The 23418-nt window shown below is 57.7% G+C and carries 28 protein-coding genes and 1 tRNA gene; 19 read left to right on the top strand and 10 right to left on the bottom strand.

From position 1 onward, the window contains the following. Positions 1–26: 26 nt before the first annotated feature. The gene (locus HKK80_RS09170; RefSeq protein ID WP_411799297.1) at positions 27–1631 is read right to left on the bottom strand and encodes a PH domain-containing protein; all 1605 of its coding nucleotides are present in this window, start codon (positions 1629–1631) and stop codon (positions 27–29) included. A gap of 142 nt (positions 1632–1773) precedes the next feature. Between HKK80_RS09170 and HKK80_RS09175 the strand changes: the two genes are divergently transcribed. From HKK80_RS09175 to HKK80_RS09185, 3 genes are read left to right on the top strand one after another with little or no spacing between them, the layout of a single operon-like run. Continuing rightward, positions 1774–2373, top strand: coding sequence for a transcriptional regulator (locus tag HKK80_RS09175; RefSeq protein ID WP_411799298.1), 600 nt, complete (start codon positions 1774–1776; stop codon positions 2371–2373). Beyond that, positions 2370–3020 carry a hypothetical protein gene (locus tag HKK80_RS09180; RefSeq protein ID WP_411799299.1) on the top strand — a complete coding sequence of 217 codons (651 nt, stop codon included), beginning with the start codon at positions 2370–2372 and terminating at the stop codon, positions 3018–3020. Before HKK80_RS09175 ends, HKK80_RS09180 begins: the two co-directional genes overlap by 4 nt. Before the next feature lie 52 nt (positions 3021–3072). Further along, positions 3073–3933 (top strand): restriction endonuclease, encoded by an 861-nt coding sequence (locus tag HKK80_RS09185; protein WP_411799300.1) that lies wholly within the window; start codon positions 3073–3075, stop codon positions 3931–3933. 418 nt (positions 3934–4351) lie between these two features. Here HKK80_RS09185 and HKK80_RS09190 read toward each other — a convergent pair. Beyond that, positions 4352–4425: transfer RNA gene (locus tag HKK80_RS09190), tRNA-Tyr, on the bottom strand. 112 nt (positions 4426–4537) lie between these two features. Between HKK80_RS09190 and HKK80_RS09195 the strand changes: the two genes are divergently transcribed. The 3 genes from HKK80_RS09195 (at position 4538) to ftsZ (ending at position 6675) form a co-directional block, all read left to right on the top strand. Beyond that, entirely contained in the window at positions 4538–5119 is a 582-nt protein-coding gene (locus tag HKK80_RS09195; RefSeq protein ID WP_411799301.1) for a double zinc ribbon domain-containing protein, read from the top strand. A 189-nt stretch (positions 5120–5308) separates the two neighbouring features. Then, positions 5309–5491 carry a ribbon-helix-helix domain-containing protein gene (locus HKK80_RS09200; protein WP_142442972.1) on the top strand — a complete coding sequence of 61 codons (183 nt, stop codon included), beginning with the start codon at positions 5309–5311 and terminating at the stop codon, positions 5489–5491. A 2-nt stretch (positions 5492–5493) separates the two neighbouring features. Further along, entirely contained in the window at positions 5494–6675 is a 1182-nt protein-coding gene (gene ftsZ / locus HKK80_RS09205) for a cell division protein FtsZ (protein ID WP_411799302.1), read from the top strand. Between the two features lie 70 nt (positions 6676–6745). Here the strand turns inward: ftsZ and ncsA are convergent, their stop codons facing one another. Further along, positions 6746–7717, bottom strand: a complete 972-nt coding sequence (gene ncsA / locus HKK80_RS09210; protein WP_411799303.1) for a tRNA 2-thiolation protein NcsA — start codon at positions 7715–7717, stop codon at positions 6746–6748. A gap of 821 nt (positions 7718–8538) precedes the next feature. On the opposite strand from ncsA, the gene HKK80_RS09215 reads away from it, so the two are divergent. From HKK80_RS09215 to HKK80_RS09235, 5 genes are all read left to right on the top strand, one after another. Next, positions 8539–9543, top strand: coding sequence for a hypothetical protein (locus HKK80_RS09215; protein ID WP_411799304.1), 1005 nt, complete (start codon positions 8539–8541; stop codon positions 9541–9543). A 172-nt stretch (positions 9544–9715) separates the two neighbouring features. Continuing rightward, positions 9716–10378 carry a hypothetical protein gene (locus HKK80_RS09220; RefSeq protein WP_411799305.1) on the top strand — a complete coding sequence of 221 codons (663 nt, stop codon included), beginning with the start codon at positions 9716–9718 and terminating at the stop codon, positions 10376–10378. Between the two features lie 20 nt (positions 10379–10398). Next, positions 10399–10797 (top strand): hypothetical protein, encoded by a 399-nt coding sequence (locus HKK80_RS09225; RefSeq protein WP_411799306.1) that lies wholly within the window; start codon positions 10399–10401, stop codon positions 10795–10797. Positions 10798–10857: 60 nt separating this feature from the next. Next, positions 10858–11103, top strand: coding sequence for a hypothetical protein (locus HKK80_RS09230; protein ID WP_411799307.1), 246 nt, complete (start codon positions 10858–10860; stop codon positions 11101–11103). Next, positions 11100–11495, top strand: a complete 396-nt coding sequence (locus HKK80_RS09235; RefSeq protein ID WP_411799308.1) for a PIN domain-containing protein — start codon at positions 11100–11102, stop codon at positions 11493–11495. Before HKK80_RS09230 ends, HKK80_RS09235 begins: the two co-directional genes overlap by 4 nt. Here HKK80_RS09235 and HKK80_RS09240 read toward each other — a convergent pair whose 3' ends face one another. Both HKK80_RS09240 and HKK80_RS09245 read right to left on the bottom strand, forming a co-directional pair. Beyond that, the gene (locus HKK80_RS09240; protein ID WP_411799309.1) at positions 11496–12311 is read right to left on the bottom strand and encodes a class I SAM-dependent methyltransferase; all 816 of its coding nucleotides are present in this window, start codon (positions 12309–12311) and stop codon (positions 11496–11498) included. It lies immediately after the preceding gene. 2 nt (positions 12312–12313) lie between these two features. After that, positions 12314–13180 (bottom strand): deoxyribonuclease IV, encoded by an 867-nt coding sequence (locus HKK80_RS09245; protein ID WP_411799310.1) that lies wholly within the window; start codon positions 13178–13180, stop codon positions 12314–12316. 178 nt (positions 13181–13358) lie between these two features. Here HKK80_RS09245 and HKK80_RS09250 point away from each other — a divergent pair, with 178 nt between their 5' ends. The 5 genes from HKK80_RS09250 to HKK80_RS09270 all read left to right on the top strand — a co-directional run bounded on the left by HKK80_RS09250 (position 13359) and on the right by HKK80_RS09270 (position 18667). Continuing rightward, positions 13359–14324, top strand: a complete 966-nt coding sequence (locus HKK80_RS09250) for a TAXI family TRAP transporter solute-binding subunit (protein ID WP_411799311.1) — start codon at positions 13359–13361, stop codon at positions 14322–14324. A 14-nt stretch (positions 14325–14338) separates the two neighbouring features. After that, positions 14339–14503 carry a hypothetical protein gene (locus tag HKK80_RS09255; protein WP_411799312.1) on the top strand — a complete coding sequence of 55 codons (165 nt, stop codon included), beginning with the start codon at positions 14339–14341 and terminating at the stop codon, positions 14501–14503. Then, positions 14472–14993: a DUF1850 domain-containing protein gene (locus HKK80_RS09260; protein ID WP_411799313.1), complete on the top strand. Its 522-nt coding sequence runs from the start codon at positions 14472–14474 to the stop codon at positions 14991–14993. The genes HKK80_RS09255 and HKK80_RS09260 overlap by 32 nt, the downstream gene beginning before the upstream one ends. Beyond that, complete coding sequence (locus tag HKK80_RS09265) at positions 14990–17692, top strand: TRAP transporter permease (protein WP_411799314.1); 2703 nt, start codon at positions 14990–14992, stop codon at positions 17690–17692. The genes HKK80_RS09260 and HKK80_RS09265 overlap by 4 nt, the downstream gene beginning before the upstream one ends. Before the next feature lie 72 nt (positions 17693–17764). Continuing rightward, positions 17765–18667: a DUF4392 domain-containing protein gene (locus HKK80_RS09270; RefSeq protein WP_411799315.1), complete on the top strand. Its 903-nt coding sequence runs from the start codon at positions 17765–17767 to the stop codon at positions 18665–18667. Between the two features lie 66 nt (positions 18668–18733). Here HKK80_RS09270 and HKK80_RS09275 read toward each other — a convergent pair whose 3' ends face one another. Both HKK80_RS09275 and HKK80_RS09280 read right to left on the bottom strand, forming a co-directional pair. Continuing rightward, positions 18734–18982 carry a type II toxin-antitoxin system HicA family toxin gene (locus tag HKK80_RS09275; protein WP_411799316.1) on the bottom strand — a complete coding sequence of 83 codons (249 nt, stop codon included), beginning with the start codon at positions 18980–18982 and terminating at the stop codon, positions 18734–18736. Positions 18983–18985: 3 nt separating this feature from the next. Continuing rightward, complete coding sequence (locus HKK80_RS09280; RefSeq protein ID WP_411799317.1) at positions 18986–19237, bottom strand: type II toxin-antitoxin system HicB family antitoxin; 252 nt, start codon at positions 19235–19237, stop codon at positions 18986–18988. A 220-nt stretch (positions 19238–19457) separates the two neighbouring features. Between HKK80_RS09280 and HKK80_RS09285 the strand changes: the two genes are divergently transcribed. Together HKK80_RS09285 and HKK80_RS09290 are read left to right on the top strand one after the other, a co-directional pair. Next, positions 19458–20372, top strand: coding sequence for a serine/threonine-protein kinase RIO2 (locus HKK80_RS09285; protein ID WP_411799318.1), 915 nt, complete (start codon positions 19458–19460; stop codon positions 20370–20372). A gap of 103 nt (positions 20373–20475) precedes the next feature. Further along, the gene (locus HKK80_RS09290; protein ID WP_411799319.1) at positions 20476–21609 is read left to right on the top strand and encodes a DUF4238 domain-containing protein; all 1134 of its coding nucleotides are present in this window, start codon (positions 20476–20478) and stop codon (positions 21607–21609) included. A gap of 65 nt (positions 21610–21674) precedes the next feature. Here HKK80_RS09290 and HKK80_RS09295 read toward each other — a convergent pair whose 3' ends face one another. Together HKK80_RS09295 and HKK80_RS09300 are read right to left on the bottom strand one after the other, a co-directional pair. Continuing rightward, the gene (locus HKK80_RS09295; protein WP_411799320.1) at positions 21675–22112 is read right to left on the bottom strand and encodes a type II toxin-antitoxin system VapC family toxin; all 438 of its coding nucleotides are present in this window, start codon (positions 22110–22112) and stop codon (positions 21675–21677) included. Continuing rightward, the gene (locus HKK80_RS09300) at positions 22109–22390 is read right to left on the bottom strand and encodes an AbrB/MazE/SpoVT family DNA-binding domain-containing protein (protein WP_411799321.1); all 282 of its coding nucleotides are present in this window, start codon (positions 22388–22390) and stop codon (positions 22109–22111) included. The genes HKK80_RS09295 and HKK80_RS09300 overlap by 4 nt, the downstream gene beginning before the upstream one ends. Before the next feature lie 109 nt (positions 22391–22499). Here HKK80_RS09300 and HKK80_RS09305 point away from each other — a divergent pair, with 109 nt between their 5' ends. Further along, positions 22500–22673 (top strand): hypothetical protein, encoded by a 174-nt coding sequence (locus HKK80_RS09305; protein ID WP_411799322.1) that lies wholly within the window; start codon positions 22500–22502, stop codon positions 22671–22673. A 299-nt stretch (positions 22674–22972) separates the two neighbouring features. Here HKK80_RS09305 and HKK80_RS09310 read toward each other — a convergent pair whose 3' ends face one another. Continuing rightward, on the bottom strand, positions 22973–23383 hold the full coding sequence (locus HKK80_RS09310) for a cyclic nucleotide-binding/CBS domain-containing protein (protein ID WP_411799323.1): 411 nt from the start codon (positions 23381–23383) through the stop codon (positions 22973–22975). Positions 23384–23418 lie beyond the last annotated feature (35 nt).

Raw genomic sequence — 23418 nt, forward strand, 5'->3', positions numbered from 1 at the left:
CCTGATTCACCCGCTTTCACTCAATACTACGTGTCAGCCATTGGGCCGTTATGACAGATTGGACAACTAGCGATTATACGAGATGGCTTGTCAGTTGTCCAAAATTTGTAGGTCGTCGAACCACGATGTATATCAATACGATTTTTTGTCATTCCAGAGGATGATTCAAAATCAACTATCGAATCGTAGTCTAAGATGGAGAGTTTACTTGACTCTTTACGTGGAATATAGGATAAGAATCTACTATCGGTAAACACAAATTTGGCCTCAAAGGTTTCCGGTTTTGTATGATTCCCTCTAATTTCTATTCCGTGCTTCTTTGCTGTAGTTATTTTCTTAATCTTCTCGTCGTTATTAATTTCTTCAGCGAGCTTATTGAACCCGTTCCCCTTTATTTTATCATATATGAATCGGATTAATTTCTTTTCACTAATGGTGTCTCCAACGTAAAACAGATATGTTTCAGGTGGAGCGTACAAAGTGATTTGTCCCGTTTCACATTTTATATCAATTATCGAATCATAATCGATAGAAAATTTCTTATCATCCAGATGTTGAGGGACTACCGACAGAAACCGATTGTCAGTGAAAACAAGTTTTGCTTCATTCCCATTAGAAGGCCTTAATTGGGTATTTTCACCTTCTTCTGCATTCATCAAGTCAACTCCATTTGTAGTAAGATTATATTCTTTCTCTATATCCTCGTCCTCAAATAATAGGTCATTTACTGTGAATGACTCTGCACCAGCACCTTCTGCTATCAATTCCATCAGTTCATTTGAATCTACACTGTCTTTGGTCCAGAATTTATATAATCTATCCTCAGTGCGAATATCTATTCGATTTTTACGAAGACTGGACGAGAAATCTACATTATATATAGAGCCATAATCCACCACGAATATCTCATCGTCTGATTCCTGTGGTATCGAGGCGATAAATTGCTTATTGGTGAATTCAAACTTCGACTTTGAACCTTTTTCAGAAGTAAGATGGACTGTTTCGCCGTCCTCCTCAATTTTCATCCCCTTCTTTTTTGCCGTGAACGAGTATTCTGGGTCGATATTATCAGTATCAATTGGACTCTGCTGAGATTCCTGACTATTATCTAAATTTGTTCTCTCCTCATTTATATCATCAGTACCACTACTCGAATCTGGCCCTTTTTTCTCAGCCTTTTTGAGAATATAATCTCTTGCGTTATTCACCGTCTCTTTCTGATTATCCGATGGTGAAATCCAGAGATGGTAATTATTATCATTCGTTTTAATTTCCATTCTCCACTTTGTCCACCCAAAATAATTTTCGACATCTAATACTGAACCAAATGGTATCTCGTATATTTCGTCACCCTCTTCATTGGGCATTATACCCAAGATTCTGGACTCTGTGAGGACATAGGTGGGTTCTCCATCTTTAGGTAGTGTTTCACCAGAACCTTTGTCATTAACAGCAATAGGTTTTATCGAAGCCGTGAGGATATATTTAATATCTTCATTCTCTTCAAGATATTCGATAATTGGCTGATTGGTAGTACCATCACCTTGATAAGATTCGGTTAGTCGACTGGTATCTTCTTCCAATTCTTGTGCGAGTTCTGAAGCCCTTCTCTGCTCATTTGTTTCCGACATATCTGTTATTAGTTACCACACTCTTCTCTGGCAATCACTAAAAGTATTGTTCTACCCTGTCGTAGTTTCAACTGAATCGGGAATAGATATAGTCTCCACGCGGGGTAAGAAAATTTAACGACCGTCGCCCTCTGTGCAAGTAATGGATACGTCGGACTTGCTCACGAATCTCGCAAACGATTTCGCTTCGGTGGTTCCAGCAGTAGACGCAGAGGCGGAACACGACCGATGGCAAGCGGGTGTCGGCCCCTTCGAGGAGGAGCGACAAGTCGAGATGCTCCGAGATGCTCTCGAAGGAAACACCAGCTACTCTATCAAGACTGAAGAGCCGTACATCGATGGAGGGCAACGGGTCGACCTCTTCATCGATAGCGAGGAGACCGAGATTCCGGTCGAGGCGAAGCTCCTTCGATTCCGCTACGATAACGGAAATATCGACCCGAACAGCTTTGCGAAGGTCTTCAGTCCCTTCCCCGAACGAACGACATCGACCCTCCTGACAGACGCTCAAAAGCTCTACGAGGCAGGTTTTGAGGAACACGGCGGACTACTTGGCCTATACTACGAGCCCGAAGACGAGTCATACGAACGGATGAGTCCCGAAGCTGTCGCAGAGAAGTTTGCTCTTGATGTCGACTACTGGTATGACTTCGAGGTTGAGACGAGGAACGTGGCTCACTTCGATGGGTTACGTCATCCAGTGCATCAGCAGGGAGCCATCATTACGTGGGAAATCGTATGACGACGAAAGAAGACATCTGGCAGGAGTGGACTGACCGCTACGTCGATACAGGAAGTCCCGCCCCACTCTTCGAGACAGATGAAACTCTCACCGTCCAGTACAAGAACTACGGGAAGGACGACAGACGAATCCTGAGACGAAGCGAGCAGATGGAAACCCTCGTTCGAGAAGAAGGACGGAAGGTAATCAACGATTGGTCGACCTCTGACGACACTTACGACGGCCTGATTTACGTGATGTACTGGTTGGAGGATGGAAATGTTATTCCACTATACGTTGGAAAGGCAGGCAAATACGGACGAGACGGTGAAGGTCTGAGCGCAAACCTGCGCGGCCTCCGAGGGAGTAGCACTGGCAAATTCGCTCGATGGGGAGACGGTCACTACTACCACATCGGGAATCTAAGTACCGTCATCTTCGACCACGACAAGAACCAGAAGCAGAAGTATGAGAAGTGGGCCGACCGGCTCTTCAACGAGGGGAGACAACTCCGACGACAGACGTACTTCTGGACGAAGGCGTGGCGAAAAGAGGATGTCGGCCTATACCACGATTTTGAGGTTCCGCTCGAACAACTCGAATACCAGGTTATCGGACTAATCTCTGACCTCTATCCTGAGCGATTGCTGAACGACGAAGGGGCGTAATGTATCCGCATGGGTCAAAGAATTATTATCGGTTCACGCACATCGTAGTTCAATGAAGCTAAGCCGTGACGAACTTCTTTCTAAGCTTCGTCAGATGGACGGAGGCAAATTTGAATCTTTGATTGCTGACGTATGGGAAGAACGAGGCTGGAAAACGACAGAGACGCCTGATTCAAGAGACCGAGGTATTGATATTATCGCTAAACAGAGTACCCCATTCAAGCAGAAACAGCTTATTCAGGCAAAGAGATGGGCTGAGGGCAATAAAATAAGCAGTCGAGATGTTCAGCAGTACGATAGTCTCAGACGACAAGAGAGTGATGTCGACGCTGTTATCATAGTGACAACAAGTTCATTCACGTCTCAAGCAGAACAGATAGCTAATGAGCTGAACGTTAAGGCGATTGACGGTAGAAATCTGTGTGATGTGATATTTAGTCTTGACTCTCAACGATTCCTTTCAGACTACTTCAACACAGATACAATTAAAAAACCATATCCAAAGACACGCGCGCGAGAGGTTGAGAAGGCATTTACCGACTTCTACAGTATCGAGATTGACTTAATTGGAAGTATGTCGCCTCAAGAGCAAATAGATGGATTCTCGCGAGGTGAGGGAATAACCACCGAGTTATCAGATGAGGCGGAAGAGATTGTGTACTCTGGATTCAAACACATCAACGTCCAAGAGCAGATAGCAGACTATCTTGAGGAATCATCCGAGTTCATAGTCGAAGCCGACCTCTCAGTCAGACAGATAATGGCCACTCTCATCGAAAGCGGCGCGATGGAGCGAGCGTGGAATGAAGTCCACGAGAAGACCCTCAAAAGCGACCCTAACACTCAGCTCATTCTCGGGCTGGTGTTCCTGAATTACTCCCTCGGTCGGGATACCGAGAAAGAAGACGTGTGACCCCCACATAGTTTGTACATACAGAGGACTCACTCCATAGCCGCTCGTCTCTGGAAGAAGCACGTGGGGGCAGGAGTAGCTTTGCGGAAGTGTGACATATGATATTCTAATATGGGAAAGTTCCGCAATCCCTGTGCTTCCCCGAAAGGTGAGCAATGGTATTGCCAGAGGATTCGATTGCCCGATGCGCGCGTAGTGTTCTATTCCGTTAAAGAGGTGGCGCGCCCTTCGACCGAGTAGAAGAGTCAAGCTCACCGAAGAACCAAGTTCTCTCGACACCTTCGGCTATACGCGAAGGCACGACAGTATGACCCCGAGCCTGGTCACCTGTTCAACTCACAGGCGGATTGCGGTAATTGCACGAGGGATGCTGCGCTGTCCCGTGATTACCTCGGCACCGAATCGACTGGAACGGAAATCCGCCCTCCCCGAATTGAACGGGGGACAAGTCGATCTACAGTCGACTGCTCTACCAGGCTGAGCTAAGGGCGGGCACTCTTTCGTATCCCGGTCGTACAATTAAGGGTTCTGTTCCAAGCGCGCCGACGACAGATGTCTGACAGAGTGGGAAGATTGATTACCCTGTGTAACACATCTGTTCCACATGAGTAAGATCACGTTCCGCGCCGACGATGACCTCGTCGGCCGGTTAGAGGCCTTCGACGCCTCGAAATCCGAGGTCATGCGGGAGGCTCTCCGCCAGTACCTCGACGGGTCGGAACGTGAGACAACCGCGCAAACGACGGACACACACGCGCACACGTCCGACACAGAGTCGATCGACGCCCTCATCGACGAGCGAATCGACCGCCTCGTCGCCGGACGCGTCGATTCCGCGCTGGCGACCCGCCGCGATCCGGCCGATTCCGGCACCGACGTATCGGTCAATATCACGCTTGAGGGGGTCGACGAGGAGTCCACCGTCACCGATCACACGGTCGAGCGTAAGACGCCTGACGCCGAGGTCGACCCACAACCGGAGCCAGCGGACGGCGAGGACGCCGCCCACAGCTGCGGTCAGTGTGGCGAGGAGGTCGACAGCGAGCACGTGTACTGCCCGAACTGCGGCGAAAAGGTCTCCCGCCGGCTGTTCTGTGACTGCGGCGACGAGCTCCGCTCGGACTGGGCGTTCTGTCCCGGCTGTGGTCGTCGCACCCCGGCGGCCGACGTGTTGGACAACGGATGACAGACACTTCCCCCGATTTCACGGCTGCGTGTCTGCTACGATAGGCGGAATGTCTTACATCCGCCAGTAAATTTATATACTCTCGGTATAGTGTTACGACTGCGTAAGACAACCGTCTTACAGCATGCCCATCCGTGGCACGCTGTAGGGCTGTCGGCGTCGCCGACTGTCTTACCGGGGAATGTAACCATGGAGCGTGTGACACTACGAATTCCAAAGCAGCAGATCGACGAGGTCGAGGAAATGGTCGAAACCGGCCAGTTCCCAAACCGGAGTGAGGCGATCCGGTCGGCCGTCCGAGAGATGCTCAACGAGACCGAGAGTACAGAGCCGCGGCGAAACAAAAGCGAGCGCAGCTGGGCAAAGGTGTAACGATGCAGGATATCGTCCAAGACGCCCTCGACAACGCGGAAGCAGAAGACCGTGATATGGACGCCAGCTTCGACGATGACGACGAGTTCGGCGATCCACGGATCGTCATCGTCGGCGCGGGCGGCGCGGGCAACAACACGGTCAACCGGTTGTACAACATCGGCGTCGACGGCGCGGAAACCGTCGCCATCAACACCGACAAACAGCATCTGAAGATGATCGAAGCCGACACGAAGATCCTCGTCGGCAAATCCCTCACCCAGGGGCTCGGCGCGGGTGGCGACCCCTCGATGGGCGAACGCGCCACCGAGATGGCCCAGGGGACGATCAAGGAAGTGCTGGGCGACGCCGACCTGGTCTTCGTGACCGCCGGCATGGGTGGCGGCACCGGCACCGGTGCGGCCCCAGTGATCTCGGATATCGCCAAAGAACAGGGCGCGATCGTCGTCGGCATGGTCTCGACGCCGTTCAACGTCGAGCGCGCTCGGACGGTCAAAGCCGAGGAAGGGCTCGAACAGCTCCGCGACACCGCTGATTCGATCATCGTCCTCGACAACAACCGCCTGCTCGACTACGTCCCGAACCTCCCGATCGGCAAGGCGTTCTCGGTGATGGATCAGATCATCGCCGAGACGGTCAAGGGGATCTCCGAGACGATCACCCAGCCGTCCCTCATCAATCTCGACTACGCGGATATGTCGACGATCATGAACCAGGGCGGCGTCGCCGTCATGCTGGTCGGCGAAACCCAGGACAAAAACAAGACCCAAGAGGTGGTCAGCGACGCGATGAACCACCCACTGTTGGATGTGGACTACCGCGGAGCGAGCGGCGGGCTCGTCCACATCACCGGCGGCCCCGACCTCACGCTGAAGGAGGCCGAGGGGATCGCCAACAACATCACCGAACGACTTGAGGCGAGTGCAAACGTGATCTGGGGCGCCCGGATCCAGGACGAATACAAGGGCAAAGTCCGCGTCATGGCGATCATGACCGGCGTCCAGAGCGCGCAGGTGCTCGGCTCGACGACCCAAAAACAGGCCGATCAGTCACGCGCCAGCATCGAAGGCGACCCCGCCGAGTTCGACGCCAGCACGAACGTCAGCTCTGACACCGCGGCCTGGGAGTCTGACGGCGGCAAGCAAGAGGTCGAACAGAACAACGGTCTCGACGTCATCCGCTAGCTGTCACCGTTTTTTCACCAATACACTTTGGTCGTCACGTCTAACGAGGTGGTCGACCACGCGTTGCTGCTTATACCGCCGCAATCGACTCCAACAGCCGGCATTTCCGGCAGATCCGACTGCCGGTCATCGAGCCACACTGCTCGCATTCGCTGAGATCGTCGTTTTCCTCGTCGTCGCCACCATACCGATCGGCCGCCAGCTCCGCGAGCTCCTCGTAGCCCGACATGATCGAGTGCCGCGTTCCGGGGTGGTTTTCCTCCAGCTCCCACAACAGCTCCTGGATCTCGCCGCGGTAGGCCTCGCTGGCGTGGGGACACTCGGTGATGTGGGCGGGCAACTCCATGAGCTGGGCGTAGAGGGCAACCTCTTTTTCAGGGATATCCCGGAGTGGCTTGGCCCGCGGGACGAAATCGTCCTGCTCGGCGCGCTCCTCGAAGTCACCGATGCTCGCATCGAAGTGTTTGGCGATCTGTTTGACATCGCCCTCCAGGATGTTCATCAGCGCGGTCTGGGCCTCGTCGTCGAGGTTGTGGCCGGTCAGCAGTTTGTCCGCGCCGTACTCGTCGGCGTACTCCTCCAAGAGATCACGTCGAAACACGCCGCAGTAGGCGCAGGGGGCCATGTCTTCAGGGTCATCCTCGACGACATCGTCCATGCGGATCCCGAACTCCTCCTCGTAGCTGACGAGTTCGTGGCGCATCTCCAGATCGTCGGCGAGTTCGACGCAGGCGTCGACGCTCTCGTCACGGTAGCCCTCGATCCCCTCGTGGATCGTCAACGCCAGCATCTCGATGCGGGGATCCTGCCCAAAGGTCTCATCTAAGATGTGTGTGAGGACGACGCTGTCCTTGCCACCTGAGAGGCCGATCACCCACGTTTCCGGGTGTTCGGGCGTCGCCTCGGGATCGAGCAGCGTATCCGCTCGAATCCGGCGTCGGACACGTTTCTCGACCGACCGGCAGAAATGCGTCTCACAGAGATGGCCGCCGGAGTACGCCGCCTGCATGACGGCGTCACGGTCGCATTTGTCGCACTCCATTACCGGAGCGTTGCCGGCCGGCTGGGATACCCGTTTCGCTCCTGTGACCGGGCGATTCGAATAAGCCAGCAAACACGCTGTTTTGCGGAGTGAATCACCGCTCCTTGGCGGACTGAAAGGGCGGGACTGCTCGACAAATCCCGGCGACGTAAGCACCGCAGCGAACGCAGTGAGCGAGGAGCGCAGCGAGCGCGCGGTCGACCGTAGGGAGACCGCGATCCGCTCGAATGGTGACCAACGGGAGCCGTGAGAGCCGCGGGAGTCGAGCGTGTCGAGGGCTTTCTACACCGATACGGATCTCACATCATTATTCGAACATTGCCAATCCGCTTGTCATACGGCCAGCTTTGGTCTGTCACATACGCTCGTCTCTCGGTTGAATAATCAACTGCTATGCCAAAAAATCGACGTTGACACTACGTCGAAATCGGTTTGACCTGCAGTTGGGTGGCGATTCAACGGTTTACAGCACATCTATTTGCAACAGCTATTATTCTTCGAGATGGGTTGCCCACCATAGCAACAGCGAGCCGACTACAATCGCTATTGCTGTCCCGTTTATAAATCCCGGAAGGCTCAGTATGGTTAGTATAACACCACTTAGACCAACAAGAAGTGCTGTTGCGAGTATCCATCGAAATAGTTCTTTGTTCATGTTGTTCTGTTTTGATTATTGTATCACATATAGATTGCGGGCCAGTGTTGAAAATTTTGAAACAAACTGTGTTCTAATGATTACCTATTACTTATTTGTAAAAATGATATGGTTAATAACACAACACTTTAATGTTAGCAAATTAAACAGTCACTGGAGTCAACATATGGTAGACAAAAACAATCGCTCAAAAAAAGGTAGCGAGAGCAAGGTTCAACGTCGAACCTGTCTTCAAACAATTGCTGCTACTGGGTTGTTTTCGGTTGGAATAGGTACAACAAGTGCAGAATCAAATCCAACTCCAGAAGTAGTAGAGGAAGTAACAATTAGTATTCCCGATGAATCCGCTACTGAGGATGTGACCGCTACACAAATAGGAGCAGTTGAGAATAATACGACCGGTTTAGAACACATTGATCCTACTATTTCGGGTATCGAAAATATCGATACGATCTCTGTCCAAAAATACGAAACAGGTCGTGTAAGCTACGTTGTCTCTGGCAGTAGTGCAACTGCAAAGAATCATCCAAACGGATTTTCTATCCGTTCCGGTATCACGCCTAACACAGAGTCAGATCAATTAGCAGTTGAAGTTGTTCCGATCGCAAATAAAAATAGTAGCGACAAGGGTCGATCTGGTAATGCTTCTGGATCAAAAGATACTGGATCCAATGAAGCTGCTTCAAGTATTTCATCAAAAAGCAATTTAAATTCTAATATAAAACTTCTAACTGAAGACTCTGGTGAAGACCTTCTACAAAACTTTGAGGGAGGTATCCATGCTCAAGCAGACACGAATGAACAGTTAATAAGTGACCGTGCTAGGCACATCCAGACTTATGAGTGGGAAGCAAACAGCTCAAACAGTGAAGTCGTTGACCGCTCCGGCTCATATTCTACCCACTGGATAACATACGATGTCCATCAGTGGGATCTCGAAGGTAATGGATGGAAAGAAACCGGATACCCAGGAGATAATGCCTACGGCAAATCGTACTCGCAACTCACAAAATATGAAGATGCCACCACAAAACGAACCCAACTTCAAGCGGATATGACAATGAAACCGGATGGAACTTTTGAATGGTGGGGAAAAGTAGACAATGAGGACTCTACATGGGGGGCTTCTTTCCAGATGTATACCGATTATGTAGACAACCCAAGTATATAAGCAATAAAACACAGAATCAGAATTTTTCATTTCAAATAATTCTAATTAATTTTTAGTATTATAAATATCGAATCAAACATCGTCTTCATTTATATCGTCATACCACAGTGCTTGCTCCATCGATTACTGATGCGTCGAAACCGGTTTGTGGCCTGCGATCCCAGGGTCAGCAATGACACGCGAGGCGACACTCGACCGCGACGCCGCCATCGACCGCGTCGTCGAGTTCATTGAAACGGTCGAAAACGAGCCGATGCCGGTGCCAGTCCGGGAGATCTGGGTGTACGGTGATGTCGCCCTCGGGCTCGATCCGATCGATCGTCTCGACATCTACCTCACGAAGGACATCCTGCTGCGCGGCGACAGCGACACCGCCGAGGAGTATTACGACCAACACGGCGTCAAAGGCATCGGCCAGAGCGTTGACGCCGAGTGGGCCGAAAAATATCCAGAGTACATCCGCGCCAACGACAACGGCCACGCCGCCCCCGAGAAGTGTCTGGCTGCCCACCTGCTCGGTGACGACGAACCGATTCACCTCGAAGTCTGCAACGCGAGCTTTGACGAAAACGTTACCCAGCGGCTGCGCGGCGCACTCGACCGTGAGTCCTACGAACAAATTCTCGATCCGCGCGGCGTCTGTCTGTGGGTCGACGGCCAGTGGGACGACGACCTCCTCGACAAGCTTCGTGGCGGCGAACTCCCGTTTCCAACGCTGTCGGGCGCGCTCGAACAGCTGGGTGTCGACGCCGATACCGCAAGCGAGGCCGCCGACACCGTCAGCCGCTACCGCACCGAACAGACCGGTGCAAGCGTGCGCGGAGATGTGATCTGAGCACAATCCATAGCCCACTCATGACCAACACGTTATACGTCACAGTCGATACACCGACGGATCGCGCTGATCTCGACGACCGACTCGCCGCTATCGACGCCGGCGAGGATATCGAGCCAGCAGATGCGACGCTTGCTGTCGAGAGTCTCGAAACCTTCGGCCGGGTCTTCCGGCCCACCAACCTCCGGCTGCTTGAAGCGATCACAACCCACGAACCCGAGAGCCTCCGCGAGTTGGCACGGATTGTCGACCGAAACCCGCCGGACATACTCGACAACATCAACGAACTCGAAACCTACGGGCTCGTCGAACTCGTCGAGGAGGGCCGCTCCAAACGGCCAGTCGTCTGGTACGACGAAATCAACGTCGATATGCCGCTGACTGATTCTTCACCCGACACCGACACCGTTACCGCTTGAAGGGGATATCCCTTTTTTTGGCGGCGTAAGGCTCTTAGATGCGTATATCGAAATATACACATGGTCAAAACGATCCGTGTCTCCGAAGAGTACCACGAGTGGCTCAGTGGTCACAAGCGAGCCGACGAGACGATGGAGGAGACGTTGCGCCGTATGACACGCGGGCCGGATCCCTCCGATGTCGCTGGGCTGCTCTCCGAAACCGAGGCCGAAGAAGCAAAAACGGCCGTCCAGCGGCTCCGCAGCGGTGACCGCGATCGGTTCAGTACTGCACGAGAGGCGTTTGAGGACGAGCGATCCGAATGATAATCGACTCGTCGTACCTGTTCGATCTGATGGCCGGTGACGACGACGCGTTCTCGAAAGGTGTCGAACTCGTCGAACGCGGCGAAATGCAGTGGTTGCCGACGCCGGTCGTGGCCGAGGCCTACTACGGCGTTGCCACGGCGCGAAGCGAGACGACCGAACAGGAGGTTCGTAATCGACTGCTGGGGTATCCCCGTGTCAGCGTCGACGACGAAATCGCCCGCGTGGCCGGGGAACTGCTCGCCGAAGCGGACGACACTGTCGGCGGCGATGCGGGTGTTGGCTCGAACGATGCCTACATCGCGGCGATGGCCTCCGTACTTGATGACGCGGTGCTCACCGACAACGTCGATGATTTTGAGGCCTTGAGCGTTCCAGCCGAAACATACTGATTACTCGATTTTCGCGTCGCTATCGACCTGTCCAACAGTCACGGTAAACGGCACCGTCTCCACGCGCTCGTAGGACTCGTCTTGCATCTGCGCGATAACTTCTCGGCCCATTTCGCGCCACGCCCGCCGAAGGCTGTCATACGTCTCTCCGTTGTCGACGCCGCGGCGGAGTTCGGTTTCGTGGTCGGCCAGGCCCTCGCCGCTGGCTTTCCGTTTTGCGCTCCGCAGGGCGTCATCGCTGTATGGCGGTTCGGTGCGTTTCTCGTGGTCATACTGCCGGGTCGATATCGGGGCGATTCCGACCTCGTCGAACAGCGATTCGACCTGCTCGCCGAGGGCGACATCGGTGTCGACACCGCGGAGGTAGGCCTTGCGGACGCGGGCTTCGAGGTTGACCTCGCTGTCGACGGTCGAATCGACGCTGACGGCGGCGTTGTTCGGCTCGATGGCGGCGACCAAGTCGGTCGAGACGCGGGCGAATTCTCGGAGGGCGGCGGCTGGCTCGGGGAGATTGATGAGGAGAGCCTGACAGACGACGAGGTCGACGCTGTCGTCGGCAACCGGCAGGCGAAGCGCGTCGCCGGCGACGCAGGGAACTGACTCGCTGGCAACATCGAGCAGCCGGCGGTCGGCGTCAACACCGACGACTTCGGCGTCGGACTCGCTCGCCAAGACGCGCGTCAGTTCGCCAGTGCCACAGCCGACATCAAGGATTCGTTCGCGGTTCGACAGATCAAGATCCGCAAGGGCGTCCCGGGAGTCGGCCCACATCCCCTCGCGCGTGCGGCTGAGGTAGTCGGCTGAAAACCGGCGCACCGTCAGTTACGGAGTTCTTTGACGCGTTCGATGTTCCACGCGAAGCCTTTGCCGTCCTCGGTCGGCGTTTCGAGGGCGAACGGCAACTCGCGCAGGTCGGGATGGTTGACGATGGCGCGCATGCCGTCCTCGCCGATGTAGCCCTCGCCGATCAGCGCGTGTTCGTCCTTGTGGGTGCCCACGTCGTGTTTCGAGTCGTTGAGGTGGATGTATTCGAGGTGGTCGAGGCCGACCACGTCGTCGAACCGCTCGATCGTTTCGTCGACCGCTTCCGGCGTCGTGAGGTCGTTGCCGGCGACGAGCGTGTGGGCGGTGTCGATACAGATCCCGATCTCGGTGTCGGTGCGCTCGATAATCCCGGCGAGGTGGTTGAACTCACCGCCGAGTTTCGTGCCGCTGCCGGCGTCGCTCTCGATGAGGATCTGGACGCCGTCGGGGACATCGAGCTCGTCGATGACGCTTGCGGCGTTGTCAAGGCCGCCCTCGACGCCCGCGCCGGTGTGGGCACCGAGGTGGGCGTTGACGTACGGAACCCCCAGTTTGTCGGCCGCATCGAGTTCGGCCTGCATGCTCTCGCGGGACTTCTCCCGGAGGTCGTCTTTCGGCGTACAGAGGTTGACGAGATACGAGGCGTGGATCACCCACGGCCCGTCGAGTTTCTCGGCCGTGAGGTCGCGGAACCCTTCGGCTGCGTCGTCGCTGATTTCGGGCTGTTGCCAGACCTGCGGCGAGGTCGTAAAGATCTGCCCGCAGTTGCCGCCGAAGTTGCGCTGGCGGTCGACAGCGTTGCGAACATCGTCGTAGGCGGGGGTCTCGCTATCCGAGGAGACCCGGGAGCCGGAGATCGAAACGTGGGCACCGACGTGCATATCTTTCGGTTGGACGAGGTTCCTGAAAGCGGCTTCGATGCTGACGACCGTAGCGGTACCACGGGTACAGTTTTGCACACAGGATGGTGGTCTCCCAGATATGACCGATGTGCACTGATTGATTCATTGACAGATAGCATACGTGATTATATATGGTGAGGATTATATATGTGAATGTATGCCAACGGATCAGACACGACGACGATTCATCCAAGCAACGGGCGTTACCAGTGTCGCGGCTCTCGCCGGCTGTGCCGGCGGTGGCGGTGGTGACGGGAGCAGCGACAGCGGCAACCGGCTGAGCTGGCACGCCGGTGGCACCGGCGGAACCTACTTCCCGCTGTCCAACGAGATCAAGACGATCGTCGAGGCCAACACGGACTTCTCGCTGAACGTCCAGTCGACGGGCGCAAGCGTCGAAAACGTCGGCAGCCTCGCCGACGAGTCCGCGGACTTCGCGCTCATTCAAAACGACATCGCCTCCTTCGCAAAGAACGGTGAGGGGATCGATGCCTTCGACGGGAGTCCCGTCGAATCCCTCCAGGGCGTCGCAACCCTCTATCCGGAGACGATCACGCTCGTCACGCTAGCCGAAAGCGATATTTCGACTATCGACGACCTCAGCGGCGCGACGATCAACACCGGCGACCTCGGCTCGGGGACGCAAGTTAACGCCAACCAGATCCTCGAATCCGCCGGGATCAGCGACTACTCCGAGCAGAACGCCGGCTTCTCGCAGGCGTCCGAACAGCTCGCAAACGGCGACATCGACGCCGCCTTCGTCGTCGGCGGCTGGCCGGTCGGCGCGATCGAAGACCTGGCCAACACCAACGACATCGAGATCGTCCCCATCGACGGCGAGACACGGGAGACGATCAAATCCGACGCCTCGTGGTTCGCCGACGACACCATCCCCGGCGGCACCTACAGCGGCGTCGAGGAGGACGTGGAAACCGTTGCCGTCCAAGCGATGATCGCCACTCACAGCGGCGTCGACGCCGACACCGTCGAGACAGTCACCGCAGCCATCTTCGACAACCTCGGCGAGCTGTCGATCAAGACCGACTTCATCACCGTCGACAGTGCTCAGGACGGCATGTCCATCGAGCTTCACGAGGGGGCAGCGGCGTACTTCGACGCCTGACTGTGTGTGATGTGGTGGCGACGCCGCCACCGGTGTGTTCGCTGTCCGTCGCTGTCGGCGTGATCGACCGAGCATCGATGGGGGCGGATCGACCACCGCACGGCCTCGATGCTCGAACCGAAACGACAGGCAACTCCGGGTTCATCAGTGGCTCACAACCGATTGACCGCGTCCGCTGACGGCGCGGCCGGGCGACGGTGGCTCCTCCTCGTTCTCGTAGCGACAGCCCTCGGAGCCGGCCTTGTCGGGACGCTGTCGGCCGAGCGCGTCTTGGTTGTCGAGGACACCGCGACCGGCGAGCAGTATCTCACCGAGCCGGTCGACAACGGTAGCACCGTCGCACTCGAATACACCCACAGCGTCGAGAAAACCCGCGTTTACGACGGCTACCGCGTCGACGGCGAAACGTTAGTCAACACCCGCATGGAGTTCGAATCCTACGGCTGGGGGTTGCCCGCCCGCGTCAACGTCACCACCGTCAACGGAACCTTCGTCTACGCCCCCGAGGAGCCGATCACCGAACTCGACAGCCTGTCGGTGTCGCCCGGCCGGATCGCCGGCCATACTTTGATTGTCGACGGCGACCGACATGATCTCGTCACCGCGACCGACGCCCGCGACGTTCGGATTCATATCGAACACCGATCCCCCATCGACCGCATCCCATGAGTACAGCACCCAACGCCGACGGCGGCGACGAACCGGACGACCAACTCTCCCAGGCGGAAGCCGACGAGCTGATCGACGAGATCGAACGCCGGCGGTCGCTGCAGGGTGTCGCCGCCGTCGCCGTCGCGGCCATCGGCATCCTGTTTTCGGTCTTTCAGCTGTTTCTGGCGGCCAAGAGCTTCACGTTTACCGTGCCGCTGCCGCTGGTCGCCGACTGGGAGATTTCCCTGCAGTTGCTGCAGGCCAACGCGGTTCACGTCGCCTTCGCGCTGGCGATCACGTTCCTGCTGTTCCCGGCGAGTACCGGCGACGGGTTTGTCGTCCGTACTCTCGGCCGTGTCGTCCCCGCGTTGCGGCGGCAGTTCGGCGCGGACAACCCGCTGACGCGGGCGGCGGCGGGACTGCGGCGTGGGGTTCGGTGGGCGTTTCTCGATCCCGAGATGGAGCGGGTCACGGTCTTCGACCTGGTCTGTATCCTTGGGGCGGTGCTGTCGGCGTTTTACTTCCTGACGGAGTTTGCCGAGATCCAGAACATGCGGGTGTTCGGCATCGACGCCGGCCGGCCGGTGACGGCGATCTACACGTTCCTCGATCCGATCCTCGGCGGTGTGCCGTTCGTCAGCGAGTACTCCTATGCGATGGCCCTCGGCGTGATCGGCATCCTGCTGGTGCTCGAAGCCACGCGCCGGACGCTCGGCCTCCCGCTGATGCTCATCGTGGCGAGTTTCATCGTGTATGCGCGGTGGGGCTACCTCATCAACAGCGGGACGCCCTTCCTTGGGCTGCTGGCGATCCCGGAGCTGACGTGGCCCGACATCATCCAAAACCTCTGGTACAACACCGAAAACGGCGTGTTTGGGATTCCGGTGACGGTGTCGGTGAGCTTCATCTACATCTTCATCCTCTTTGGGTCGTTCCTCGAAATGAGCGGCGCGGGCCAGTGGTTCATCGATCTCGCCTACGCCGCGACCGGCAAACGCAAAGGCGGCCCGGCGAAGGCGAGCATCCTCGCCAGCGGCTTTATGGGAACGATCTCGGGGTCATCGATCGCCAACACGGTGACGACCGGCGCGTTCACGATCCCGCTGATGAAGCGGTCGGGCTACTCCCCGGAGTTTTCGGGTGCGGTCGAATCCTCGGCGTCCTCCGGCGGGCAGATCCTCCCACCGGTGATGGGTGCGGCCGCCTTCCTGATGGTGCAGTACACCGCAACCCCGTTCCGTGAGATCATCCTTCTGGCGACGGTTCCGGCGGTCGTCTTCTTTTTCGGCGTCTGGGTGATGGTGCATCTCAAGGCCGTCCAGGAGGGGATCGGCGGGCTCGAAGAGGAGACCGTCTCGATGGGCGAGCATCTCACACGCGGGTGGTTCTACCTCGTTCCGATCGGCCTGCTGTTGTACTACCTTATCATCGAGCGGCTCTCGGTGTCGCGGTCGGCGTGGTTTACCCTCGTCGCCCTGGTCGCGCTGATCGCCGTCGTCTCGGCGTACAGCGAGGAGACGCGGGGCCGACTCCTCGGCGTCCTCGCCGCGGTCGTCGGCCTCGAAGTGGCGAGTTACACCCTTGCGGGCGTCCCGGTCACCGGACTTGTCGGCGGTGCCGGCGCGGGGCTGCCGCTCGGTGAGGCGGTCGGTGTCGTTGCCCCGAAGATCGGCTGGTATATGATGGTTGCCGGCGCGATCACGCTGCTCTCGCAGCCGAATCTCGATGCGACGTTCCTCGACCTCAATCCCAAGGTCACGCAGACGACCGAGGCGGTCGGCCGCGATATCGACAGCCAGCCCGCTCGCCTCGGTGTGTTCGTCGTCAAATCGATGGATGAGGGTGCCCGCACCGCCGTCCCGGTCGTCATCGCTGTCGCCGCCGCCGGCATCATCCCCGGCGTCATCAGCGTCTCCGGACTGGGGCCGAATCTCACCTCGCTGTTGCTCGCGCTGTCGGGTGGCTCCATCGTCGTCATGCTGTTGGTGACCGCTGTCGCCAGCATCATCCTCGGGATGGGGATGCCGACGACGGTGACCTACATCATCCTGATCTCGATGCTGGCGAGCCCGCTCGTGGAGTTCGGGATTCCGCTGTTGGCGGCGCATCTGTTCATCCTGTATTTCGGTGTCATCGCCGACATCACGCCGCCGGTGGCGGTGGCCGCCTACGCCGCCAGCGGGGTCGCCAAATCCGATCCCTTCGAGACGGGCATCAAGGCGTTCTCGTTGTCGTTGAACAAGGCGATCGTCCCCTTCGCGTTCGTCCTCGCGCCGGGGATCGTCCTGTTGCGTGAGAAATCCAACGCCGCCGAGCTACCGATCCGCGATCAGTACCGCGTCGTCGGCTTCAGCGATCTGGCCGAACTCTCCTACTCTATCCCGGAGATACTTATCCCGGTCGTCGGCGTCTTCATCGGGGTGATCGCCCTTGGGGCGACCGTCATCGGGACGCTCTACACCCGCGTCGATTCGGTCAGTCGGGCCGCCTTCGCGCTCAGCTCCCTGCTGTTGATGGCACCAGGGCTTCTCTCGGCGAGCGTCTTCGACCTGCTCGGATTGGTCGGCGTGACGCTCTCCCCTGACGCGCTGCTGTTGGATCTGGCACTCCGCGGGGCCGGCCTCGCGCTGTTCGCCGTGCTCGTGATCCAGAACCGGCGCAAACGCGACACCGGGAGCAGCGAGCCGGGCGCGACTGTCGCCCCCGAGAGTTCCTAATCGGTCTCGACAGCCCGCTTTTTCGCCGACTTCGCCCGCTACGTTTAGGCTGCTCGCCAACCGAGAGACGGTATGTTCGCGGCTATCGACCGGCAGCTCACCGTCGATCTCGGCGGGCGGAACGTCCAACCGCTGTACGCCGCCGCCCGCAACGACGAGCCACTGGTCGCCGCCGCCGCAACGCCACTTTTCGCGGCCGCCGCAGCCGGCGAGTCGGTCGTGCTCACGACCGGGTTTCCGATTCCGCCGTCGAACGAGCCCGAAACTGACGGCCCGCTCGGGACGGTCGCCCTGGCGGGCGCGCTCGCCGACCTCGGCGCGAAGCCGGTCGTCGTCACCGAACCACGGGTCGAACCGGCGATCACCGCTGTCGCCGACGCCCTCGGGGTCGAGCCGCCGGAGACCGTCTCGCTCGCGCCGTCGGACTCGGCGGCCGCCGCGAAGACCGCGCGGTCGCTGCTCGACCGCGAGCCCGGAGCCGTCGTCGCCGTCGAGAAACCCGGCCCGACCGCCGACGGCAGCTATCGCACCGCGGCCGGCGAGGACATTACCGCCCGCGTCGCCGACATCGAGCCGCTGTTCGCGGCGGCCCGTGAGCGAGGGATTCCGACCGTCGGCGTCGGCGACGGCGGCAACGAGGTTGGGATGGGGGTGGTTCAGTCGGCCGTCGAGCAGCATATCGACAACGGCGAGACGATCGCCTGCCGGACGCCGGTCGACGCGCTCGTCGTTGCCGGCGTCTCGAACTGGGGAGCCTACGGCGTCGTCGCCGCGCTGTCGCTCACAGCTGGCCGCGAGCTACTGCACACGGGCCCCACCGAGCGGGAGCTGCTGGCGGCGGCTGTCGAGGCCGGCTGTATCGACGGCGTCACCGGCGAGGCAACGCCGTCAGTCGATGGGATTCCCGGCACTATTCACGCGGACGTTGTCGATCTGTTAGGCGATATCTGTACGACCGAGATCGACACCGACTGACGTACGGGCCTGCTGGTGTCACTCGTGGGTTGTTGAGTGCGGTCGGAAATCCCGGAGCAGACGCTATCAGCGGTTGCGGTCGATCCAGTCACAGAAGGCGTCGAAATCGTTGGCACCAGCACTGTCGGCGATATCACGGAGCGTCCCCTGCCGTAGTTCGTCGTGCAGCGGGACGGTCGCGTGTCGGCGGTCGTCGTCGTTGGTCGGATGTTCGTCGTAGAGCTGGGCGTGGTCGCCGGCTGTGCGACGCCACTCGAAGTTGCCGGCATTGACGAGTACTTTGGCGATCTCGTAGCCCGAGAATACTCGGCTCATCCGCTACTCAAGTACGTCCGGCGGTTCCTCTTGGCCGGTGACGTTGTCTTCTGGGTCGATCCCGGCCTCGCGGAGTTCCTCGTCGGTCGGCTCCTCGCCGATCTCGCCGTTGTGGAGCGCGACGGCCTCGTCGAGGTTGTCGAGGGCTGTCTTCCGGGTTTCGCCCTGGCTCGTGACGCCGGTTTCGGTGTCTCTGGCGATCCACCAGTCGCCGTCTTTCGTGAGCGTAATCGTCGGCTCAACGCCGGTGCTCATACTCATCTGTTGGGAAACAGCGCGTATAAGCGTTGGTGCGGGGTCTCGGCGAGGGTCAGGGGTGCCCGCTCTATGGGTTCGACACCTTCGTTCGAGCGACAGTGGCCGTCTGAGTGCTTCCTCGCAGCCGGCATCGGAATTCTATATCGCGCTATACAATTTATCACAGTCGAATTCCGGGACTCGTCGGGCTTTTAGGCCGTGCGGGCGAGGCTTTGCTATGGTTGACAACATCGCCGGGTTCTTTCGGGAGCTTGAACCCGCGGACTTCTATCTGCTGTCGGGGGTCGAGCAGGGGATGCGCTTTTCGGAGTGGGTGCAACGCGAGGAGCTCCCGAAGTATGCCGAGCTCACGACCGAGGAGGTCGACTACCGGCTCGATCGCTGTATGCGCCACGAGCTGATCGAGCGCAAGACGATTCAGTACGAGGGCTACCAGCTCACCTTCGAGGGGTACGACGCCCTCGCCCTCCGGACGTTCGCCGAGCGCGATACCATCGAGGGCGTCGGCGCGCCGCTGGGCGTCGGCAAGGAAAGTGACGTCTACGAGGTACAGTCGTTTCGCCCCATGGCCCTGAAATATCACCGCGAGGGCTATACGAACTTCCGGGAGGTCGCCCGCGAACGGGAGTACACCGCCGACCGGGATCACGTCTCGTGGCTCTACACCGCCCGGCAGGCCGCCGAGCGGGAGTTTGAGACGCTCGAAGGGCTGTATCCCGACGTGTCGGTGCCGCGGCCGGTCGACCAGAACCGCCATGCGATCGTCATGGAGAAACTCACCGGCGCGGAGCTCTCACACGCCGAACTGGAATCCGCGCAGGTCGTTGGCGTGTTGGAGCTGATCATCGACGAGATGGCCGCCGCCTACGATGCGGGCTACGTTCACGCCGACATGAGCGAGTACAACGTCTTCGTCGACACCGATGGCGTGACGATCTTCGATTGGCCCCAAGCCGTCGACACCGACCACGACAACGCCCGCGAACTGCTCGAACGCGACCTTGAGAACATCTACAGCTACTTCCGTCGGAAGTATCCCCGAGAAACCCCGGAATCGGTCGATCTGGACGCTGTCGCCGACGATATTGTGCGCGACGAATTTGACGGGATGCAGGCCTATCTAAGTTCATAAACTGTTGAGCGCGATACAAAATTCGATACGGCGCGACAGACAGAAGTTCGGGAGGTTGTGAGAACGCGAACAGTCATTGGGCCGGAAGGGCTGTCTGTGAATAATGCCGGAACGGAAGAATCAGCACTATGTCCCCCAGCACTATCTTCAAGGCTGGTCTACCGACGATTATATTGGGATCTACCATCTTGAAAAAAGGGATCTTCCTACTACCCATACTAGCAACGTCTGCTCGAAAGACTATCTGTACGGACAACCGCCGCATATCGAATCGGCTCTAGGCAAGCTAGAAGAGATACAGCACGAACCCCTCGCCAGCCTTCGATCTGGAGATAGCTTGAACGAACTCTCCAATTCTGAGTTGATGTTGCTTTTGTCGTTTGTCATGACACAGCGAACTCGCTCACTATTCACTCAGAAAGATATTGAAGCAGGTGACCATCTCCTTCGAGACGGCGTTCGGGACGATATTAACAACGACCGATATGACGAATATATTGAGTGGACGACTGAACTCTCAGAAGACGAAAAAATAGAGACGCTGGTCGAAGCGTCAGTTCTCGGTATTCATTTCAAGCATATGATGCTTGGTGTCTTGGGACATTTCGCCATCCAAGACCTCGAAGCAGTGATGCTACGCAACCTTACTAATAACAAATTTGTTACTTCTGACATTCCGCCTGTCTTCGACAATCCACGCTTTAGATCACAAACACTCGCCGGCGTGAGCGAGCGAGGGCTACAGATATTTTGCCCGATAGACCCGACCCGACTACTGTTACTCTATGATCCGGCGATTTATTCCATCAAATCGAACAGCCAACGGGAGGTGATCATCAAATCACCATCTGTCGTCGATGAATTGAATCTACTTCAGTACCACAACGCAGAAAATATCATCATGCACGGTGGGAACGACATATCTTATCTCGACCGGCTTGCTGATGAAAGAGACAGCGTTCGTCGTCGGGACTCGATAACCCAAGAACAGGAAATTGAGGGGGAAACATACGAGATTGATAAGATCCCACCATACCAAGTTCCGGGTATTACTCCCGATATACCGGGGGAAACCACTCGCTACGATATTGGGTACACCGCTCCCCGACCACAATCACAGGTGAACCGAACGAAGGCACTCGTGAGCGAAATCATGAACAGATCAGAAGGATTCCCGGATATGGGGCTTGTGACAGCTATTCAGTTTATGGAGAATTTGGTCACTGAACCAGCTTAACCAATCGGTGGATTGCGAACGACAGGAAATATTCGTCTGATTTCGCTGCTTCCGATGGGCGGTGCTCACGCGGGTTCGGTTCGAAAGCGTTTGATGCTCGGTTCAAATTTGTTGTCATCTTCGACGGCGTCGAAATCGTCGTCGGCACCGACCAACAGCGTCACTCCCTCGCAGTCGCCGTCAAGATCGACCGCGGCAGCGACGGCGTAGGCGTCGCCGACGGCCAGCGCGTGCTTGCGTTTCAGCTCTGATGCCGTCCGCCAGCAGTCGTCGATCTCGTACTCGGTGAGGCCCACCTCCCGAAGGCGACGAATGTGGGCGTCGGCCTGCTCGGGAGACGCCTTCCGCGCTGCAATATACCGGACTTCCGCGAGCGTGATCGTCGCCACGTAGCCCGCGCGGTCGCCATCGTAAACGCGGTCGAGCCACTCCTCGACTGTCTCGGCTCCCGGCTCGTCGAAGGCGAAGGCGACCAGCGGCTCGGCGTCGAAGACGACCGTCATTTCTCGTCGAGGCCGTGTCTGGCGTCGAGATCGGCTTTCTCCCGCTGTCGTTCGTCTCGGAGCATCTCGGTCGCGGCTGTCTCGCCGGCCTCGTCGGCCAGCGCGCCACGGAGTTCCGACGGTCGTTTGACCGGCCGGATGATGACCTCGCCGTCGCGCTCGACGAACCGGACGCGACCCGGCGTCTCGATGTGAAGCTTCTCGCGGAAGGCTTTCGGGATCGTCGCCTGCCCTTTGCTCGTGACGGCAACGGTGGTTCCCTCCTCGGCGTCGCTCATATGTACTAGTTAGTCGTCAGTATTACTTCAAATTTTGTAATACTCTACTCCCCCAACGCGATGACACTCCCACAACAATCAGGTAGCTGGACGACGACCCCCCGCATCGATGAGCGAAGCCGATCCCATCGCACACATCGACCTTGCTGACGTACAGACGAAGACGGGCGACTACCACGATGTCGGTGCCGAGATCTATCCGAGCTGGGTGCGGATCGAGGACGACACCGGGTGCCGGTGGATCGCCCGCGACACTGTCACCGAAATCTTCGAACGCGAGTAGCCAGCAAACGCAACGTCGCTATGACCGGCTCGCCCGCTTGCCCAGCGATAACTCATCGCAGCGGTGTTGGCCCCGGCAACACAGGCGGGGCGCTCCTGTCGGGCCTCGCTCACAGCGGCGAACACACCCCCGTCGGCTGCGAGCCCGACCCTGACGGCCACGCGACCCAGCCCGTCTGGCGTTCCGCACCGACGACTGAGGGGTCGTCATCTCGATCACCGACCAGACAGCCACAATCGTCAACCGGGCGTCGTTCCCTCTCACGCCGATGGTCACAGAGTGGCCCGGTATGCGGTCTACTACTCCGTCCCGCTGCTATCCATGTAGGTGAGATGAGCGGTGAGGTCTGTCGTCGACAGCATCCCGACCACGGTGTCATCGCTATCGACAACGGGCAGATGTTGGATCTGTCCGGTAAGCATCTTTATCGCGGCGTCCTGAATCGACTCCGCCGGGTCGGTTGTCGTCACGTCTTCGGTCATGTAGTCGCCGACGGTCGCATCCGCGGGGATGGCCCCATCCGAGACGAGTTCCGCGAGATCAGTACAGGTGAGAATCCCGGCTATCTGCCCATCGTCGTCAAGGGCCACCAGCGAGCCGGCTTCCTTTTCGAGAATGGTGCCAGCGGCCGACTCGACCCCCTCATCTGCGGTGACGGTTACAAGATCGGTCGTCATGAGTTGCTCGACTGGAACGGCTTCGATTTCCATACTGCTAGTTTGCGTGATTTATATTGATAAATATT

It is taken from the genome of Halonotius sp. F2-221B (assembly GCF_046719765.1).
In the GTDB taxonomy this organism is placed as follows: domain Archaea; phylum Halobacteriota; class Halobacteria; order Halobacteriales; family Haloferacaceae; genus Halonotius.